The sequence below is a fragment of the Flavobacterium rarum (SeqCode) genome, assembly GCF_965234445.1.
GTDB classification, from domain to species: domain Bacteria; phylum Bacteroidota; class Bacteroidia; order Flavobacteriales; family Flavobacteriaceae; genus Flavobacterium; species Flavobacterium rarum.
Genome location: NZ_OZ248506.1, coordinates 56,099 through 73,941, shown reverse-complemented (window position 1 = coordinate 73,941; position 17,843 = coordinate 56,099). Strand labels below are relative to the sequence as shown.

Annotated in this window: 17 protein-coding genes; 7 read left to right on the top strand and 10 right to left on the bottom strand. The window is 31.9% G+C overall.

The features are described 5' to 3' along the window. Window positions 1-11: 11 nt before the first annotated feature. From AC8GF4_RS17195 to AC8GF4_RS17180, 4 genes are all read right to left on the bottom strand, one after another. Complete coding sequence (locus AC8GF4_RS17195; RefSeq protein ID WP_506596455.1) at window positions 12-845, bottom strand: phosphate ABC transporter substrate-binding protein; 834 nt, start codon at window positions 843-845, stop codon at window positions 12-14. A gap of 32 nt (window positions 846-877) precedes the next feature. Then, window positions 878-2,221, bottom strand: coding sequence for a putative porin (locus tag AC8GF4_RS17190; protein WP_506596453.1), 1,344 nt, complete (start codon window positions 2,219-2,221; stop codon window positions 878-880). A gap of 201 nt (window positions 2,222-2,422) precedes the next feature. Next, a complete protein-coding gene (locus AC8GF4_RS17185) occupies window positions 2,423-3,514 on the bottom strand; it encodes a sensor histidine kinase (protein WP_506596630.1) in 1,092 nt (363 codons plus the stop codon). Window positions 3,515-3,582: 68 nt separating this feature from the next. Then, a complete protein-coding gene (locus AC8GF4_RS17180) occupies window positions 3,583-4,266 on the bottom strand; it encodes a response regulator transcription factor (protein WP_506596452.1) in 684 nt (227 codons plus the stop codon). A 236-nt stretch (window positions 4,267-4,502) separates the two neighbouring features. On the opposite strand from AC8GF4_RS17180, the gene AC8GF4_RS17175 reads away from it, so the two are divergent. The 4 genes from AC8GF4_RS17175 (at window position 4,503) to AC8GF4_RS17160 (ending at window position 10,511) form a co-directional block, all read left to right on the top strand. Further along, on the top strand, window positions 4,503-7,307 hold the full coding sequence (locus AC8GF4_RS17175) for a TonB-dependent receptor (protein ID WP_506596450.1): 2,805 nt from the start codon (window positions 4,503-4,505) through the stop codon (window positions 7,305-7,307). Between the two features lie 198 nt (window positions 7,308-7,505). Beyond that, a complete protein-coding gene (locus AC8GF4_RS17170; RefSeq protein WP_506596448.1) occupies window positions 7,506-8,933 on the top strand; it encodes a beta-helix domain-containing protein in 1,428 nt (475 codons plus the stop codon). Between the two features lie 99 nt (window positions 8,934-9,032). Beyond that, entirely contained in the window at window positions 9,033-9,371 is a 339-nt protein-coding gene (locus AC8GF4_RS17165; protein ID WP_506596446.1) for a T9SS type A sorting domain-containing protein, read from the top strand. A gap of 129 nt (window positions 9,372-9,500) precedes the next feature. Beyond that, window positions 9,501-10,511 (top strand): LuxE/PaaK family acyltransferase, encoded by a 1,011-nt coding sequence (locus tag AC8GF4_RS17160; protein WP_506596444.1) that lies wholly within the window; start codon window positions 9,501-9,503, stop codon window positions 10,509-10,511. Here AC8GF4_RS17160 and AC8GF4_RS17155 read toward each other — a convergent pair. The 3 genes from AC8GF4_RS17155 to tyrS form a co-directional block, all read right to left on the bottom strand. Further along, window positions 10,508-10,675: a type II toxin-antitoxin system RelE family toxin gene (locus AC8GF4_RS17155; RefSeq protein WP_506596628.1), complete on the bottom strand. Its 168-nt coding sequence runs from the start codon at window positions 10,673-10,675 to the stop codon at window positions 10,508-10,510. The two genes, AC8GF4_RS17160 and AC8GF4_RS17155, sit on opposite strands and share 4 nt — an antisense overlap. An 86-nt stretch (window positions 10,676-10,761) precedes the next feature. Continuing rightward, window positions 10,762-10,968, bottom strand: coding sequence for a RelB antitoxin-like protein (locus tag AC8GF4_RS17150; protein ID WP_506596442.1), 207 nt, complete (start codon window positions 10,966-10,968; stop codon window positions 10,762-10,764). A gap of 142 nt (window positions 10,969-11,110) precedes the next feature. Further along, window positions 11,111-12,409 (bottom strand): tyrosine--tRNA ligase, encoded by a 1,299-nt coding sequence (gene tyrS, locus AC8GF4_RS17145; protein ID WP_506596440.1) that lies wholly within the window; start codon window positions 12,407-12,409, stop codon window positions 11,111-11,113. A gap of 180 nt (window positions 12,410-12,589) precedes the next feature. On the opposite strand from tyrS, the gene AC8GF4_RS17140 reads away from it, so the two are divergent. Next, window positions 12,590-13,579, top strand: coding sequence for an NAD-dependent epimerase/dehydratase family protein (locus AC8GF4_RS17140; RefSeq protein WP_506596438.1), 990 nt, complete (start codon window positions 12,590-12,592; stop codon window positions 13,577-13,579). Between the two features lie 6 nt (window positions 13,580-13,585). Here AC8GF4_RS17140 and AC8GF4_RS17135 read toward each other — a convergent pair whose 3' ends face one another. The 3 genes from AC8GF4_RS17135 to AC8GF4_RS17125 form a co-directional block, all read right to left on the bottom strand. Further along, window positions 13,586-14,086: a DUF4296 domain-containing protein gene (locus AC8GF4_RS17135; RefSeq protein WP_506596436.1), complete on the bottom strand. Its 501-nt coding sequence runs from the start codon at window positions 14,084-14,086 to the stop codon at window positions 13,586-13,588. Window positions 14,087-14,096: 10 nt separating this feature from the next. Continuing rightward, the gene (locus tag AC8GF4_RS17130) at window positions 14,097-15,437 is read right to left on the bottom strand and encodes a dihydroorotase (RefSeq protein ID WP_506596434.1); all 1,341 of its coding nucleotides are present in this window, start codon (window positions 15,435-15,437) and stop codon (window positions 14,097-14,099) included. 104 nt (window positions 15,438-15,541) lie between these two features. Beyond that, entirely contained in the window at window positions 15,542-16,267 is a 726-nt protein-coding gene (locus tag AC8GF4_RS17125) for a polyprenol monophosphomannose synthase (protein ID WP_506596432.1), read from the bottom strand. Between the two features lie 100 nt (window positions 16,268-16,367). Here AC8GF4_RS17125 and AC8GF4_RS17120 point away from each other — a divergent pair, with 100 nt between their 5' ends. Both AC8GF4_RS17120 and AC8GF4_RS17115 read left to right on the top strand, forming a co-directional pair. Beyond that, window positions 16,368-17,039, top strand: a complete 672-nt coding sequence (locus AC8GF4_RS17120; RefSeq protein ID WP_506596430.1) for a DUF4271 domain-containing protein — start codon at window positions 16,368-16,370, stop codon at window positions 17,037-17,039. A gap of 12 nt (window positions 17,040-17,051) precedes the next feature. Continuing rightward, a complete protein-coding gene (locus AC8GF4_RS17115) occupies window positions 17,052-17,801 on the top strand; it encodes a uroporphyrinogen-III synthase (protein WP_506596429.1) in 750 nt (249 codons plus the stop codon). The last annotated feature ends 42 nt before the right edge of the window (window positions 17,802-17,843 follow it).

Below are 17,843 nucleotides of genomic sequence, written 5' to 3'. Positions count from 1 at the left end.
CTTTAATACTTTTATTTTAGAGGAAAATAACCTACTTCTTCAATTAATCCTTGACCTGCAGGACTAAGAATCCAATCAATAAATGCCTTAGTTTCTCCAGTTGGTTTTGATTTCAAATACATATACAAATATCTTGAAATAGGATAAGTATGATTTTTGATAGTAGTTCCAGTTGGTAATATTGCAGGACTTTTGTCATCTTTTTTAACTGCACAATCTTTTACACCTTCTGCGTAAGCTGCACCACCGTATCCAATTGAATATTTATCTTTCTTAACTGCATTTACAATAGCCGCAGTTCCTGGCAATGTTTGACAAGATGGAGAAAAATCTGTTCTTACCACATTATCTTTAAAGAAAGTAAAAGTACCTGAACTACTTTCTCTACCATATAATTTGATAGAAGCATCTGCACCACCAACTTCTTTCCAGTTTGTAATTTTTCCAGCAAAGATTTGTCCAATTTGTTTAATAGTAAGTGTAGAAACCGCATTTGCTTTATTCAAATACACAGACAAACCATCTTTGGCACAAGCAATTTCAACTCCCATTGAATTGTATCTAGCTTTTAGTTTCTCTACTTCAGAAGGTTTGATTGGACGACTTGAATTGGCAATATCTGTAGATCCATTAATCAAAGCTGCCAATCCTACACCAGATCCACCACCAGTAACTTGAATAGAAGCACCTGGATTTTTTTTCATATATACTTCAGCCCATTTTTGAGATAAAATAACCATGGTATCAGACCCTTTTACGGTCACTTTGTTAATTGTGGTAAAAGAAAAACCAATTCCCATTACTACTAATACTATTAATGCTACTTTTAATTTTGTTGTTTTCATTTTGATATAAATTAATATTTTTTTTTAAAATTTTAGAATTTTGCTTGAAATCTCAATGTTAAAGAATTATCTATATGGTCAATATTAGCAAAATCTGGGTTAGTGATAGCTGGATTTGCGCTTTTTTCATTTAGAGGCATGGTATAACTCAACATTATTTTTACATTTTCATCAAAGAAATACTGATAAGCAAACGTCCAGTTCTTGAATTTCAAATCATCTATAGTAGATACTTCATTTCCAGATTTCTTTGTGTTTGGGTCAAAGACATCATACCTTACAGACAACATATGGTCAATTCCAATGTTTTTTATGAATGAAAAATAATACCCTTCTATATCTCTTACTTTATTATTAAGAGTAAATAATGTATTCACTTGTGTTGGAAAATCAGTAGCTTTGAATCCAGACAACGTACCTCTAATATACTCGGTTTTAAATGAAGTTCCACCAAGAAAATCATAATACACTTGCATCTCTGCACCATACCATTCTTTTTTAAGATTATCTCCTACTTTTGGAGTAAATTTATTTCCATTTTCATCGGTAAATATTGCTGGAGTAGTAGTTTGAGTAATTACTTCATTATTACCAAAATACCCAAGACCTCCAAAATCAATCCCTAGTGACTGTCTTGGAAATTTTAATGAATAAACAGCTCTAGCCATTATATCTTTACTATTATCTACATCTTTAACTTGATTCACAGCGGCTCCTGTTCCAAAATTCCCATTCAATACTGCTACTTGAAGTTTTAATGGAATTTCATATTTTGTCATAAAATTGGCTTCTAATTTAGCACCTTGATCTCTTTCTTGTGGATATAAAATACGGGTGAACAAACTTCTTTCTGCAAATTCTCTCGATGCAGATGAAAACTCCACTTCATAAGTAGGACGATTAAATAGCCCTACCCACAATGAGAATGTATTTGTCCAACGATCATTAAACATGACATAAACATCCGTAAGCCTCACTCTATCAATTTCAAAATTTGGACATAAAACAAACTTTACACCATCTATCGGCTCGTAAGTAAATTTAACCCTTGCTCTCCTTAGAGAAAATGTATTTGTAGATGGAGCTGCGCCTGTAACAGGGTTTAAACCATGAATTCCAGCATTCCAAGTATCATAAGTCTCATATTGTGCCTGAATGTAACCCGATATTTTTAACTTAGCTATTTTATCTACTTGCTCTTGTAAAGGAGATAATTGTTCATTTAATGCATCAAATTTTAATTGATGTAAACTTATTTCTTGTTGTAACGAATCAATACTAATTGTACCAATTGATTTAATAGAATCATTTTCAACCTCTTGTGCATTTGCAATTCCAAAACAAAATACTCCTACTGCAACTATAATACACTTCATATTCACCTTAAACAAATTTTAATTTTGCGCAAAGGTGATACTGCAATGTTAAGCTAAGGTTAACACAACGTTATTTAGATGCTAATTTAATGTTAATAAGTTTTTTCTTAATCAATATTAAATCATTACTGATCTTGTATTTTAATTTATATGTTTGGTTATCAGTTTTTTATAATAATTATTACATGTGTTAACAAATGTTTAATTTAATTTTTTCTTTAACCCGTATTGATCGGTAATAAATGTTTTTTCGAGTGTAAATGAAAACTCGGAACCGATTCCAAATTCACTTTCTACGTAAATTTTTTCTTTGTGGGCTTCTATTATATGCTTTACAATTGAAAGCCCTAATCCTGAACCGCCTTCGGTTCGAGAACCACTTTTGTCTACTCTGTAAAAACGTTCAAAAAGACGTGGTACATTTTGACCCTCTATCCCTTCTCCATTGTCTGTAACACGAATTAACACTTTTTTGTTGGTTAAGTTCACAATAGATACTTCTGTTAACCCTTCTTCTTTTCCGTATTTTATAGAATTAACTATTAAATTTTCGATTACTTGTTGAATTTTATCTTTATCGCCGTTTACAAAAATGGGTTGAATATGACGATTTTCGAATGCAAGTGTGATTTTCTTTTTATCGGCTTTCATTTCTAACAAATCGAAAACATTTTGAATTAATTTTACAATATCAAACTGAACAAATTCAAGATTCAAATCTCCAGATTCTAATTTGGTTATCATATCCAAATCTTCTACAATATAAATCAAACGTTCTACTCCTTTTTCGGCACGTTTTAGGTATTTTTTTCGAATGGATTTGTCTTCCATTGCACCATCAATTAAAGTAGAAAGGTAACCTTGTACTGTAAATAATGGAGTTTTTAGTTCATGAGAAACGTTTCCTAGAAATTCTCTTCGGTATTCTTCACGAACTTGAAGCATTTCAATTTCTAATTTTTTATCAGTAGCAAATTTTTTAACTTCACGAGTTAAAGTTTCCATATCTGTAGTGATAGGCTTATTGATAAAAGTACTTGATTCTAATAAAGCTACGTCGTCATATATTTTTTTTACTCTTCTGTATATAAAACGTTCTACACGATATTGCAACACAAAAAAAGAAAACACATAAACAAAAAACAAACTTAAAAATCCAAATAACAATACGCTACTGTAATTTGATTTGAAAAGCAATGCAGATAGAATCATACAAAAACCAGATACAAACAAACTTATATACAAAGAAGATTTTAAAGCAAATTTGTAACTTTTTTTAAAATTGATTTTCATTAGTGATATAGCACTCAATATATTGTACATTTAAGAGACATTAAACAGCTCTCAAAAGTACTAATTATTTAAACTTCAAACTTATAACCTACTCCTTTTATTGTTTTAAAAAAATCATCTCCAATTTTTTCACGAAGTTTTCTTATGTGCACATCAATAGTACGGCCTCCAACAACAACATCGTTACCCCAAACTTTATCTAAAATTTCTTCTCTTTTGAATACTTTACCAGGTTTTGAAGCCAGTAAATAAAACAATTCGAATTCTTTTCTTGGCAAAGCTATTTCAAGATCATCCTTAACAATCTTATATTCTTCCCGATTGATTTCAATTCCGCCCACATTAAGTGTTTCACTGCTTTGATCTTTATCTTTTAATCTTCGTAACAATGCTTTCACTTTACTAACCAATAATTTTGGTTTAATTGGCTTAGTAATATAATCATCTGCACCAGCGTCAAAACCAGCCATTTGAGAATAATCTTCATTTCTAGCGGTCAAAAAAGTAATAATAACATTATGTAATTCAGGAATTTTTCTAATATTTTCACAAGCTTCCATTCCATCCATTTCAGGCATCATTACATCCATAATGATAAGATCTGGCAATTCTTTTTTTGCTTTTTCAATGGCTTCTTTACCATTTACAGCAGTAATAATTTGATATCCTTCTTGAACTAAATTATAACCAACAATTTCTAAAATATCTGGCTCATCATCAACCAGAAGAATTTTTGTGTTTCTTTTCTTCATATTAGTAGCAAAAATTAAGTATTTCAATTGTATTCCCCATAAATAGGACACAATCACTTTTTGTTGCAATGTAAAAGTAATAATAAAGCAGAAGTAACAATACAAAAAAGCGGGACTTAACTTTAATTTAATATGTTAACAATTTCATAATGATTATAACATTGATTCATAACTTATTGTTAACACTAAGACTAGATTGCTGTCTTTAATTTGCAGAAAATTAAATACTACACAAAATGAAATTAAAATTTCTATTCTTTACACTACTAATTTGTACAATTAGTTTCTCTCAAAACAAAGGAACAATAGCAGGTACTTTATTAGATAAAGATTCAAACAATCAATCTTTGCCTTTTGCAAATGTCATTATTAAAGGAACAAAAATTGGAGCCAATACGGATATAGATGGAAAATATACAATTACAATAGCTCCTGGAAATTATACAGTTCAATTTAGCTTTGTTGGTTATGAAACCGTAGAGGCACCTGTAACTGTGGTTGCAAACGAAACGGTAACACTTAATAACTCATTGGGTTCTGGAAGTTACAAACTGAAAGACGTAGTTATTAAATCCAGTGGGGGTCGTGAAAAAGAAACCGCATTATTATTGGAACAAAAAAATGCAACTGTAATCAAGCAAAGCATTGGTGCACAAGAAATGTCAAGAAAAGGTGTTAGCGATGTTGAGGAAGGCTTGACAAAAATAACAGGGATAACAAAAGTAGAATCACGAGGCTTATTTGTAAGAGGCCTAGAAGATCGCTACAACAGCTTACTACTTAATGGATTGGCAATACCTTCAAACAATCCATTTAAAAAAATTATTGCTTTAGATATTTTTCCAACAGATATCGTTAGTGTTTTAGAAACCTACAAAACTTTCAATACTAATTTATATGGGGATTTTGCAGGAGCAACTTTTAACATAGTAACAGCAAATTCTGGAAAAAGTCAGACTAAAATTAATTTTGGAGCGGGTTATACAACAAACAATAACCTAAAAAAATTCCTAATTTCTAAAGACGCGAATTCTACAGCTGATTTTTTTGGATTTTCAGGTAACGAAAGAGATTTGCCATCTGCATTAACCAAAATTCCAAGTAATCAGACATTAACTTCAGACCAAGCAGCAAACGGATTTGGATCAGGTTTTGATGTTAAAAGTGATACATCACCTTTAAACACAAGTTTTGGAATTCTACATTCAGAAAAATTCATTTTAGGCGAAAAACAAAACATATTTCAATATTTGATTTCGCTTAACTATGATAATAAATTTCAATTTAGAAATGGTGCCGATAGATTTTTCAATACAGCACAAGGAAACTATGACAATGATTTAGTTACAACACAATACAAATTCATAACAAACTCTTCTGTATTGGCAGCTTTGACTTACAAAACAAAAAGACTATCCCTGACCTCAAATACCACCTATTTGAAATCGAATGAAAATTTAATACAAGATCAGCTGGGTTATACAAATTCAAATTCAACTCAAACTAATGGCTTTATTAGAATGAACCAATTACAAGAGTCAACTTTTTTAAACACACAATTATTTGGTAATTACAAAATAACCGAAGATGACAGACACAATATAAAATCGGGAGTTTCATACTCCACAACACAGTACGAACTTCCTGATAGAAAATCTTTCAAAGGTATTAAGATTGATGACAATACAACTTCGATATCTTATTCTGGTAATAGCATAACGAGACAATATCTTGATTTTAAAGGTGAGCAGCATGTCTCTGGCTTACTTGAATACAGTTGGAAATTTGGGAATGAGGACATAAGCCAATCAAACAAGTTGACAGCAGGATATAGCGGATATATGAATAAAATGGGGTCTGAATTTAGGTTTTTAGTATCCCAAAGATTAAACTCAAATACGGCAACTTTCCCAACAAACACTCCTGATAACTTTTTAAAAACCGAGATTTTAAACAATAATTTCACCTACAACGAAGGAACAAACTCAACATACAAAGCACTTTTAGATGAGTTTATTAACGCTGGTTACTTAGACCTTGAATTGAAATTTAATGAAAAATTAGAATTAAATGCAGGTGCAAGAATAGAACAGACTAATAGGGAAACAAAATATAAAACATCTGGAAGTTTTTCAGATCCTTTTATAACACAAAAAGATGACAAAATCGATTTTTTACCTTCTTTGAATGCAAGATACATTTTAAATCAAAATTCAAACTTACGATTTGCAGCCTCAAAAACAATTACAAGACCAGTAATTATGGAGTCTTATCCTCTTGAATTTGTAAATCCAGACGGAACTATAGAACAAGGTAATCCATTATTAATCAATAGTGACAATTACAACTTTGATTTAAAATACGAATTGTTTCCAACAAATAAAGAGTTAATATCCGCTACAATTTTCACAAAAGTAATAGAAAATCCTATTGAGCGATTATTTACAAATTCAGCAGGAAGCGGTGGGCAAATCATAACATATGGTAACTCTAAAGAAGCTATACTTTATGGTGCAGAATTTGAATTCTTATTCCAATTGGAAAGAATTTCAGAATCATTATCTAATTTCTCTCTGGGTGCCAACGCATCATTAATGGATACCAAGGTAACTATTGAAACTTCTAAAAATGGAGCTAACAGTTCTGAAACTATTGCAAATGACGCTAATCCATCAAGAAAACTACAAGGAGCATCTCCTTGGATATTAAATGCTGATATTAAATATGACTCTGAATTTAGCAAAATGTGGAAAAGTTCAATGAGTATGGTATACAATATCTATAGTAAACGAATTTATGCCGTGGGTACCAATGGATTGGATAATTATTATGAAATGCCTTTTGGAAAACTTGATTTTATTTGGCAAAATAAAATTTCAGATAAATTTGAAGTTAAATTTTCAGCAGACAACTTATTAAACCCAAGCTACAAAATAGAATTAGGTAAAGAGAGCCGAATCCCGATCACTGAAAGTGATTTAACAATTAAAGAATATAAAAAAGGCATAGGTTTTTCTATGAACGTATCCTATACTTTCTAAAAGAGCAATTAATTAACAATATCTAAAGCCCTGTATTTACAGGGCTTTTTTAATGAATAAAAATCAAAATAATCACATAACCTTAACTTTACATTATATATTGATTTTGGTAACTTTTTTGTAATCATTAGGTAACATCTATTCAGAACTCCCAAACTACTTTTGACAAATCAAATTATGAAAAATAACACACAAACTATGAAAACAAAATTTTTAGCTTTAGCAATGTCTTTAGGCTTATTAATCGCATCATGTAGTAATGATGATGACGCAACACCAGCAACAGTTGCAGCATTAACTGGAAACGAAAGTATTATTGTTGGAACAACAACTACTTTTGCAAGCACAACTACAGGCGGAACATTTACAAGTGCAACTCCAGCCGTTGCGACAGTTGATGCAAAAACAGGCGTAATAACAGGTGTAACAGTTGGAACTTCTGTAATTACTTATACAGTAGCAAATACTGCAGGACCAGTAACAAGAACGGTAACTGTAACTGCTATTCCAGCTGCAACAGGAGAAATAACTGGAGATTTCACAGCAGACAAAGTATATGCTTATGGTAACTACACTTTAAAAGGAATGGTTAAAATTCCAACAGGAGTTACTGTTACTTTTGCACCTGGGTCTACAATTACTGCAGATAAAACTACTGGTGAAAATGGTCTTATAGTATTACTTGGAGGAAAATTAATTGCAAATGGTACCGCTGATGCTCCAATCGTTTTTACTGCAAAACAAAAAACAGCAGGTTCTTGGGCTGGTATTATTATGTACGGTGATGCTCCAATTGTAAATTCAGCAACTGCTGTTGCACCACAAACTGCAAAATCAGAAGATGGTTTATCATTATCATACGGAGGCGCAAATGCAACACATAATGGAGGTTCTTTGAAATATGTAAGAGTTGAATATGCTGGATTAGTAATCACAACTAATAGCAAGGAGCATAATGGGTTCTCATTCTATTCTGTTGGTTCAGGAACTGTACTAGAAAATTTAGTTTCCTATATGGGTAACGATGATGGTTTTGAATTTTACGGTGGTACAGCAAGTTTAAAAAACTCAATCTCTTACGGAAATGCTGATGACTCATTTGACTGGCAAGATGGATGGAGAGGTCAAGATAACACAAACTGGTATGCTTACCAAACAGGTGTTGCAAATTACGGACTAGAAGTAGAATCTAAAAGTGTTGATAATGCATTCTGGCCTAAAGTTACAAACATCACTCTAAAAAGAGCTGCTGGTACGACAACTGAAGCACAAGGTGAAATTCAATTAGATGCTTTTCAATTTAAAAAACAAGGAAATGGAGATTTCAGCAACATCGTAATTGACGGTTATGCAAGTCAAACTGCTCCTACTGCATTTAATGGTGGTGTAATTCAAGTACAAGACAAAGCTACTTATGACGCCCAAGTTGTTGGAGGAAAGATTAAATTAAACAATGTGAAAATTACTAATTCTCCTATTATTTTTATTGCAGGAGTGAATACTTTCACATTGACTGAAGCTAGTTTTGTTCCTGGAACAAACTGGTCAACTAGTACTACAGCTACTGGAGCTACATTGACTGCTGGTGCATGGTCTACTGTTGACGGGGTTAGCTTAATAAAATAATTAAAACATTGAATTAGTTTAAAATACCTCTCAATTTTTGAGAGGTATTTTTTTTTGAATCATTTTTTTTACTATATTTACTGTCAACTAACAAAGCCAATGACAAAAAATTACTTTTATATTACTCTATTACTGGTCGTTTTCTTTACAACAAGTGCAAGTGCACAAGAAATCAAACAACCGCCAAAGACACAAGAAAACACTTCGATTGAAGGGTTAAACTTGTATCCGAACCCTGTGACTAACGGTAAAGTCTACATCACTTCAAAAAATGATTTAGAAAAAGAAATACTTATTTTTGATGTTTTAGGAAAAAAAGTACTACAGACCATAATTAACACCAAGGAACTCAATATTTCCAATCTTTCTCCTGGTGTATACATTATAAAAATAACCGAAGAAAATGCAACTAGCAGCAGAAAACTAATAGTCAGGTAGGTCTTCTTAAACAATTTTATAAAAGTTCCAATTTTAATTGGGACTTTTTTTATACATACTTTCGAAGATCAAAAAATTCAAAAAACAAAAAAAGGTAAAAAATAACAATACCTTTGCAAAAAAAAGAACTTGATTTCAGCCAACGACATATTTACGATTTCCAATCAGAAGCAATTTGAAAAAATAGCGCTGAAAGTATTCCGATTTCAATATGATAACAATCTTGTTTATCAAGAATTTTGCGATTTACTAAAAACCAATCCGCAAAAAGTTAAATCGCTGCATCAAATTCCATTTTTACCCATACAGTTTTTTAAAAGTCATAATGTTGTTTCTAATACTGAATCCATACAAGCTACTTTTACCAGTAGCGGAACAACAAGTCTCCTAGCCCCTAAAGAGGAATCAAACAAAATTATAACCAGTAAACATTTGGTTACCGATGTTTCCATTTATGAAGAAAGCTATCGCAAAGGATTTTCTCAATTTTACGGTAACATTGAGGATTATGTGGTTTTGGCTTTACTTCCCTCCTATCTAGAAAGAGAAGGTTCTTCTTTGATTTACATGGTGGAAGATTTAATACAATTAACCAACAACAGCGATAGTGGTTTCTACCTCAACAATCATGAAGAACTGATCCAAAAACTGATAGAATTAGACCAAGCGGGACAAAATGTAATTCTGATAGGCGTTACTTATGCTTTATTGGATTTAATTGAAAAAAGAACTTTCAATCTACAGCACACCATCATTATGGAAACGGGTGGCATGAAAGGAAAGCGCAAAGAAATGATTCGAGAAGAACTGCACGAACAGTTATGCAATGGTTTTGGAGTAACAGCCATACATTCTGAATACGGAATGACCGAACTGCTATCTCAAGCTTATTCGCTAGGAAACGGCGTATTTGAATGCCCTTCTTGGATGCAAATCCACATTCGCGACACCGAAGATGCACTTTCTTATATAAACGACGGAAAAACGGGCGGAATTAACGTCATTGACTTGGCCAACATAAACTCTTGTTCGTTTATTGCTACGCAGGATTTGGGCAAAAAATATCCCAATACCACTTTCGAAGTATTGGGACGTTTTGATAATTCGGATATTCGAGGATGTAATTTAATGGTGGTTTAATCGTAAATGCCCTTCCTGTGACCTAAATCAACAACTTCTATCAAAAGGATGTTGTCAAATATTTCATATATTACTCTATAATCACCTACTCGAATTCTGTATCCCTTTCTTCCTTTAAGCTTTTTGCATCCTTGGGGTCGAGGATTTTGGGCTAAATCATAAATTTACTTTTTAATTTTAGAATAATAAGGCTCTTTAATCTTTATCAAAGTTTTCAAAACTTTGTTTCTAAATTCAATACTATAAGCCATTATTTTATTGCTTTCCTCTTTTCTTCAATTATTTTAAATGCTTGATCAATAGGAATCCTAGAGCCATCATCATCTCTTTTAGCTTCATCATACAATTTTATATCATGCAAATCTTCCAATTGCTCAATCATTTTATTGTATTTCTTTATAGGCAACAAAACGGCAGTCTTATTCCCTTTTTCGTCTGTCAAAAATTGAGTTCCCATACTATTATTTATTTAAGTAAAGTTAGAAAATTTTTGAGTTACTACAATAAAAACCCATTCAATTTTAGCCTTTTTTCAAACCATTAAGACATTAAGGTTAATTCTTTTGAGTTTAAAATTTGATTAATTTCACTCTATACAATTATTTAACTCTAATCACAAAGTAATTTTTCTTACCGCTTTGCAACAATACAAATTGATTGTTAATCAAATCTTTTGCAGAAAGCACAAATGTTTCGTTCACTTTTTCTTTATTTACCGAAATAGAATTGGCGGTCAAAGCTCTTCTTGCCTCACCATTCGATTTAAAAAATCCTGTTTTTTCATTCAAAACAGCAACAATATCCAATCCTGCTTCAACATCATTTCTTGAAACCTCAGCTTGTGGAACACCTTCAAAAACTTCTAGAAAAGTTGTTTCATCCAATTGTTTCAAATCTTCGGCAGTAGCATTTCCAAAAAGAATATTCGAGGCTTTAATCGCTTTCTCCAGCTCCTCAGCAGAATGCACAAAAACAGTCAACTCTTCGGCTAGTTTTCTTTGTAAAACTCTTAAATGTGGCGCTACTTTATGTTCTTCAATCAAAGTAATAATTGTTGCTTGATCCAAAAAAGTAAAGATTTTAATGTACTTTTCAGCATCGACATCGGTTGTATTCAACCAAAACTGGTAAAATTTATATACTGACGTTTTATCGGCTGTCAACCAAACATTTCCACCTTCGGATTTCCCGAATTTAGAACCATCTGCTTTGGTGATTAATGGACAGGTCATTGCAAAAGCTTTTGCTTCTTCACCAACATTCATCCTCCTTACTAATTCAGTTCCAGTGGTGATATTCCCCCATTGGTCAGAACCTCCCATTTGTAACAAACAATTGTATTCTTTATGCAAATGATAAAAATCGTATCCTTGTATCAATTGGTATGTAAACTCCGTAAACGACATTCCTTCTCCTTCTCCAGACAAACGTTTCTTTACAGAATCCTTGGCCATCATATAATTAACAGTGATGCGTTTACCTACATCACGAGCAAAATTGATGAATGACAAGCCTTTCATCCAATCGTAATTATTGACTAAAACTGGAGCATTTACTGCAGTATCGTTAAAATCTAAAAAACGAGATAAAACCCCTTTTATACCTTCAACATTATGATTTAAAGTAGCTTCATCCAATAGATTTCTTTCATCCGATTTTCCAGAAGGATCTCCAATCATTCCGGTTGCACCACCTACCAAAGCAATAGGTTTGTGTCCAAAATTTTTGAGGTGAACCAATAAAATTATCGGCACCAAACTACCAATATGCAGTGAATCTGATGTAGGGTCAAATCCAATATAGGTTGCGGTCATTTCTTTTAAAAGTTGCTCTTCGGTTCCTGGCATAATGTCGTGAACCAATCCACGCCATTGCAATTCGGAAATAATATTTTTCATCTATAAAATAATCAATTTTCACAAAGATAACAAATTCAACGGCAATGGCAATTTCAATTTCAAGGGCAAGGGCAATTTCAATCATAATGCCAATGGCAAAATTCAATTACAATGGCAATGGGAACTTCAATTTAATGTTAAGCAATTGCCATTGAAATTGATTTCCTTATATTTGCAAATATGGTATTAGTAACTGGAGGAACAGGTTTAGTAGGCGCACATCTTTTAATTCACTTATTAGAAAAAGGAGAAAACGTTCGGGCTATTTTTAGAAATTGGAATAATACAACCAAAACGAAAGCACTTTTTTCATTATACAAAAAAGAAGCCCTTTTTGATTCCATTCATTGGATTCAAGGGGATATTCTTGACATACCCTCTTTAGAAAATGCATTTTACGGGATAGATTATGTATATCATTGTGCTGCTATAATCTCCTTTGACCCGAAAGACGAAGATCTTATCCGAAAAACCAATATAGAAGGCACAGCAAACATTGTTAATTTTTGTCTGGAATATAACATCAAAAAACTTTGCTATGTAAGTTCTATAGCTGCTCTTGGCGACTTACCAGAACATGAATCCATTATAACAGAAGAAACAGAATGGAACCCAGAAAAGCCACATGGTGATTATGCTATTTCAAAACATGGTGCCGAAATGGAAATCTGGAGGGGCCAACAAGAGGGGCTTAAAGTGGTGATTGTAAATCCGGGAGTAATAATTGGCCCAGGCTTTTGGAACCAAGGAAGCGGTGAACTTTTTACAAAAGTAAAAAATGGATTCCCTTTTTACACAAAAGGATCAACTGGTTTTGTAGCAGTTACAGATATAACTTCTATAATGTATCAATTGATGAAAAGCCCAATATACGGAGAACGCTACACAATTATAAATCAAAATATCATTTTTAAAGACTTGCTTTTTTCTATGGCTGATGCTTTAAAAGTAAAAAGACCACAATATCACGCAACTCCTTTTCTGATTAATACCTTTTCAAAAATAGACTGGTTCATCTCAAATTTCTTGGGTCAAAAAAGAAAACTCAGCAAAGCAACAGCCAGATCATCGTATTCTACTACATTATATTCCAATGAAAAAATAAAAAACGCCTTGAATATTACATTCACAGACGTTTTTGTTTACATAAAAGAAATAGACGATTTGTAATTAATTTTATCTTTTGACTTTTAACTCTTTTTTCTTTTTGACTACTTCAATAGAATCCTTTTCTTTTTTGATTTTCAACTCTTTACTTTTTTTGGCCTTTTTTATAGAATCTTGTACTTTTTTAACTTTTATTTTTTTAAGTGCAATTTCTTTTTTTTGTTCTTTTTTAATTATTAAATCAACTGAAGCTTTTTCCTTATTCAATCGATCATTTAATGCATCAAACATTTTTTTGTATTCTCTATAATCAGCCGCGTAATAGGCGTTGCTTTCGACAAACTGAAGGCTATCAATTTTGTATTTTTCATAAACATACGTCTTGGGATTGATTCCGTTTTCGTATAAGGAATTCGGATTTTGATACTTTAAAGCTTCCAAAAGTGACATGTCATATAAGATATCGCCCATCTTATTTTTATTAATAAGATTGTCTGGTTTTTTAACCAAATCCATATTACAGCTTAAAAAAAAGACAGCTATTGCAAACAGAAGAACTAATTTTTTCATCTATTTGGATCTATCTATTGAACAACATTCTTTGACCAGCACGAATATCTTTAACTTTAAATCCAGAATACACCAATTTACCGTTTACAAAAGTATGGGTAACTCTAGACTTAAACGTAAAACCTTCAAAAGGAGACCATCCACATTTTGCCAAAATATTTTCTTTTTTGACACTCCAAGGCAAGCCAGCATTAACAATAACTAAATCCGCAAAATATCCTTCTTTAACAAACCCTCTTTTTTCTATTTTGAAAAGCTTAGCAGGATTATGACACATTTTTTCTACAATCTTCTCAATTGTTATCTTACCTTGATGGTGTGCTTCAAACATAGCAACAAGTGCATGCTGTACTAACGGTCCACCAGAAGGTGCTTGAGAATATTTTTGTTTTTTCTCCTCGAGTGTGTGTGGTGCATGATCGGTAGCAATTACATCAATACGACCATCATTAAGCGCTTCCCACAATGCATCTCGATCTTTTGCTGTTTTCACAGAGGGGTTCCATTTAATCAAATTCCCTTTAGTTGCATAATCATCATTGGTAAACCATAAATGATGCACACAAACTTCGGCTGTGATCTTTTTATCTTCTAATGGAATCTTATTGGTAAATAACTCCATTTCTTTTGCTGTAGAAAGATGAAAAACATGCAATCTAGCTCCTGTTTTTTTTGCCAAAGCAACTGCCTTTGACGAAGAAATATAACAAGCTTCTTCACTACGTATAAGATGATGTGCTGTTACAGGGATATCTTCCCCAAATTCTTCTTTGTATTTTTCTAAATTATTTTTAATCGTAGTTTCATCTTCACAATGCACCGCTATTAACATTGAAGTACAAGAAAATATCTTTTCTAATACAGCTTCATTATCAACTAACATATTTCCGGTGGAGGATCCTAAAAATATTTTAATACCTGCAACATTCTTAGGGTTTGTTTTCAAAACTTCTTCCAAATTATCATTGGTAGCACCCATCATAAAAGAGTAATTGGCAAATGATTTTTGTGCAGCTATTTGATATTTTTCTTCAAGAATCTCCTGAGTAACAGCATTAGGAACCGTATTAGGTTGCTCGATGAATGAAGTAATCCCTCCAGCAACAGCCGCTTTAGATTCTGACTCAATATCTCCTTTGTGTGTAAGACCTGGCTCTCTAAAATGCACTTGATCATCGATCACACCAGGCAGTAAATAATTTCCTTCAGCGTCAATAATCATACAATCAGATGATTTCAAACTAATACTTTCTGAAACCTCTACTATTAGATCATTTTCAACAAGCACATCTCCTTCAAAAATAACTCCTTCATTGACTATTTTAGCATTCTTTATCAAATATCTATTCATATATGTAGAATTTATTTGTTAGTTGTCACATATATCATCGCAACTTGTAGTTTGTTTTTTATGAAGTAAAAAATCAATTAATCGCAATTTTATATTCTATTCTTTTACAAACTGTTAAAAAACTTTTTTAAACGTAATGATATTACACCAAAAACAGCTTCTACTATAATAGAATTGCTCATTTTGGATTGACCTCTTGTTCTATCAGTAAAGATAATAGGAACTTCGGATATTTCAAACTTTTTACAATAAGTTCGGTATTTCATTTCAATCTGAAAAGCATAACCAACAAACTTAATTTTGTCTAAATTGATCTCTTCGAGTACTTTCCTTTTGTAACAAACAAACCCTGCTGTAGCATCATGAATTTTCATTCCAGTAATCATTTGAACATAAACAGATGCAAAATATGACATCAACACCCTGCTTAATGGCCAATTGACAACATTAACACCTGTAACATAGCGGGAGCCTATTGACAGATCTGCATCGCCAAAATGACAAGCATCATATAATTTTTCTAAATCATTTGGATTGTGCGAAAAATCTGCGTCCATTTCAAAAATGTAATCATATTTATGCTGTATTGCCCATTTAAAACCATGAACATAGGCAGTACCCAATCCAGACTTTTTTTTTCTTTTTTCCAAAAATAACCTTCCTTCAAATTCTTCTTGCAATATAACTACTTTATTTGCAGTATGATCAGGAGAATTGTCATCTATAATTAAAACATGAAAAGGCTTATGTTGCGAGAGTACGGCTCTAATAATGCTTTCGATGTTTTCAATTTCATTATAGGTAGGAATTATTACAATACTATTGTTCATGTTTCGTGTAATTTCGGTGCAAAAGTAACCTATTTATGGCATTTGATTATTATAAAATTATAATAAAAAATGTTATAAAAATCACTAATTTTGTCAGGATATGACAGAACACATACTTCATCCTAGAACAATTGAAAATAAAGATTGGGTTATCCTACTATTTATGTTGGCTTTTGGCATCATTGCGTTAACCAAATCCATTTATGAAAACCGATTTGAAGATTTTACCCGATTAATATATTCTGACAAATACACAAGAATCTACAGAGATAGCAGCCACTTAATGGGCATGTTTTCTATTTCTTTGTTTTTTGTCCAGATTATATCCATGTCTTTTTTCATACAACTCACACTTAGTTATCTCGGATATGGTTCAAAAACGGACTGGGTCTTATTCATTCAAATATTTACTTTTATAATTTACTTTATTTTATCAAAATTTTTGATCGAAAAAATAATAGCAACTACTTTCAAAATAGAAGAACTTTTAGAGCAGTATAACTTACAAAAAGTCACATATCGCACCTATGTTGGCCTAGTTTTGTTGCCAATCGATATTATTTTATTCTATTATGATTCTGTATCCAAAAATATTCTATTAGTGATTTTATATACTATTATAGGAATCAACGTGTTATTGTATTTTGTTTCAATAAAAAATTACAGAAAAGAAATTTTAAGTAAGTTGTTTTATTTTATTTTATATCTTTGCACTCTTGAAATAGCACCCTATTATTTTATGTATTATTGGCTAACAAAAGGGAGTGTTTAGAAAATATTAAATATGAAAGTGAAAACAATTTTGGTATCGCAACCAGAACCTAAAGTGGAAAATTCTCCATACTTTGAGCTACAACAAAAGCATAAAGTAAAAATTGATTTCAGACCTTTTATTCATGTAGAAGGAGTAAACGCAAAAGAAATTCGACTTCAAAAAATTGACCTTAACAATTACACTGCTATAATATTAACTAGCAAGAACGGTGTAGATCATTTTTTTAGAGTAGCCGATGAAATGCGTTATAAAGTTCCTGAAGGATTAAAATATTTCTGCCAATCGGAAGCCATTGCGTTTTATCTACAAAAATATGTAGTATATAGAAAACGTAAAATCTATGTCGGGCCAAAAGATTTTGCTGATTTGTCTCCATTAATCAAAAAATACAAAGACGAAAAATTCTTACTACCAGCTTCAGACCAATTGAATGCAGATATACCTGTAACACTAAATGCTTTAAAAGTGGACTGGACTCCAGCTACTTTTTACAAAACAGTGATGAGTGACTTGTCTGATTTGGCAGATGTTTATTATGATGTTTTGGCTTTCTTTAGCCCAACAGGAATTAAATCATTATATAAAAACTTTCCAGACTTCGAACAAAACAACACTCGAATTGCCGTTTTTGGAAGCACAACCCAAAAGGAAGCATTGGATCACGGATTACGTATTGACATTATGGCTCCAACACCTGGAACTCCATCGATGACAATGGCTTTAGAAAAATATATAGCCGAAGCAAATAAAGGAAAATAAACTTCTATGAAACGGCAATAACAATTGCAATTTCAATAACAA

Excerpts from the sequence above, each read along its gene's own strand:
- AC8GF4_RS17165 (WP_506596446.1), top strand. The coding sequence starts at position 9,033 with ATGACAAAAAATTACTTTTATATTACTCTATTACTGGTCGTTTTCTTT.
- AC8GF4_RS17170 (WP_506596448.1), top strand. The coding sequence starts at position 7,506 with ATGAAAACAAAATTTTTAGCTTTAGCAATGTCTTTAGGCTTATTAATC.
- AC8GF4_RS17180 (WP_506596452.1), bottom strand. The coding sequence starts at position 4,266 with ATGAAGAAAAGAAACACAAAAATTCTTCTGGTTGATGATGAGCCAGAT.
- AC8GF4_RS17195 (WP_506596455.1), bottom strand. The coding sequence starts at position 845 with ATGAAAACAACAAAATTAAAAGTAGCATTAATAGTATTAGTAGTAATG.
- AC8GF4_RS17175 (WP_506596450.1), top strand. The coding sequence starts at position 4,503 with ATGAAATTAAAATTTCTATTCTTTACACTACTAATTTGTACAATTAGT.
- AC8GF4_RS17185 (WP_506596630.1), bottom strand. The coding sequence starts at position 3,514 with ATGAAAATCAATTTTAAAAAAAGTTACAAATTTGCTTTAAAATCTTCT.
- AC8GF4_RS17190 (WP_506596453.1), bottom strand. The coding sequence starts at position 2,221 with ATGAAGTGTATTATAGTTGCAGTAGGAGTATTTTGTTTTGGAATTGCA.
- AC8GF4_RS17150 (WP_506596442.1), bottom strand. The coding sequence starts at position 10,968 with ATGGGAACTCAATTTTTGACAGACGAAAAAGGGAATAAGACTGCCGTT.
- tyrS (WP_506596440.1), bottom strand. The coding sequence starts at position 12,409 with ATGAAAAATATTATTTCCGAATTGCAATGGCGTGGATTGGTTCACGAC.
- AC8GF4_RS17115 (WP_506596429.1), top strand. The coding sequence starts at position 17,052 with ATGAAAGTGAAAACAATTTTGGTATCGCAACCAGAACCTAAAGTGGAA.
- AC8GF4_RS17140 (WP_506596438.1), top strand. The coding sequence starts at position 12,590 with ATGGTATTAGTAACTGGAGGAACAGGTTTAGTAGGCGCACATCTTTTA.
- AC8GF4_RS17120 (WP_506596430.1), top strand. The coding sequence starts at position 16,368 with ATGACAGAACACATACTTCATCCTAGAACAATTGAAAATAAAGATTGG.
- AC8GF4_RS17125 (WP_506596432.1), bottom strand. The coding sequence starts at position 16,267 with ATGAACAATAGTATTGTAATAATTCCTACCTATAATGAAATTGAAAAC.
- AC8GF4_RS17135 (WP_506596436.1), bottom strand. The coding sequence starts at position 14,086 with ATGAAAAAATTAGTTCTTCTGTTTGCAATAGCTGTCTTTTTTTTAAGC.
- AC8GF4_RS17130 (WP_506596434.1), bottom strand. The coding sequence starts at position 15,437 with ATGAATAGATATTTGATAAAGAATGCTAAAATAGTCAATGAAGGAGTT.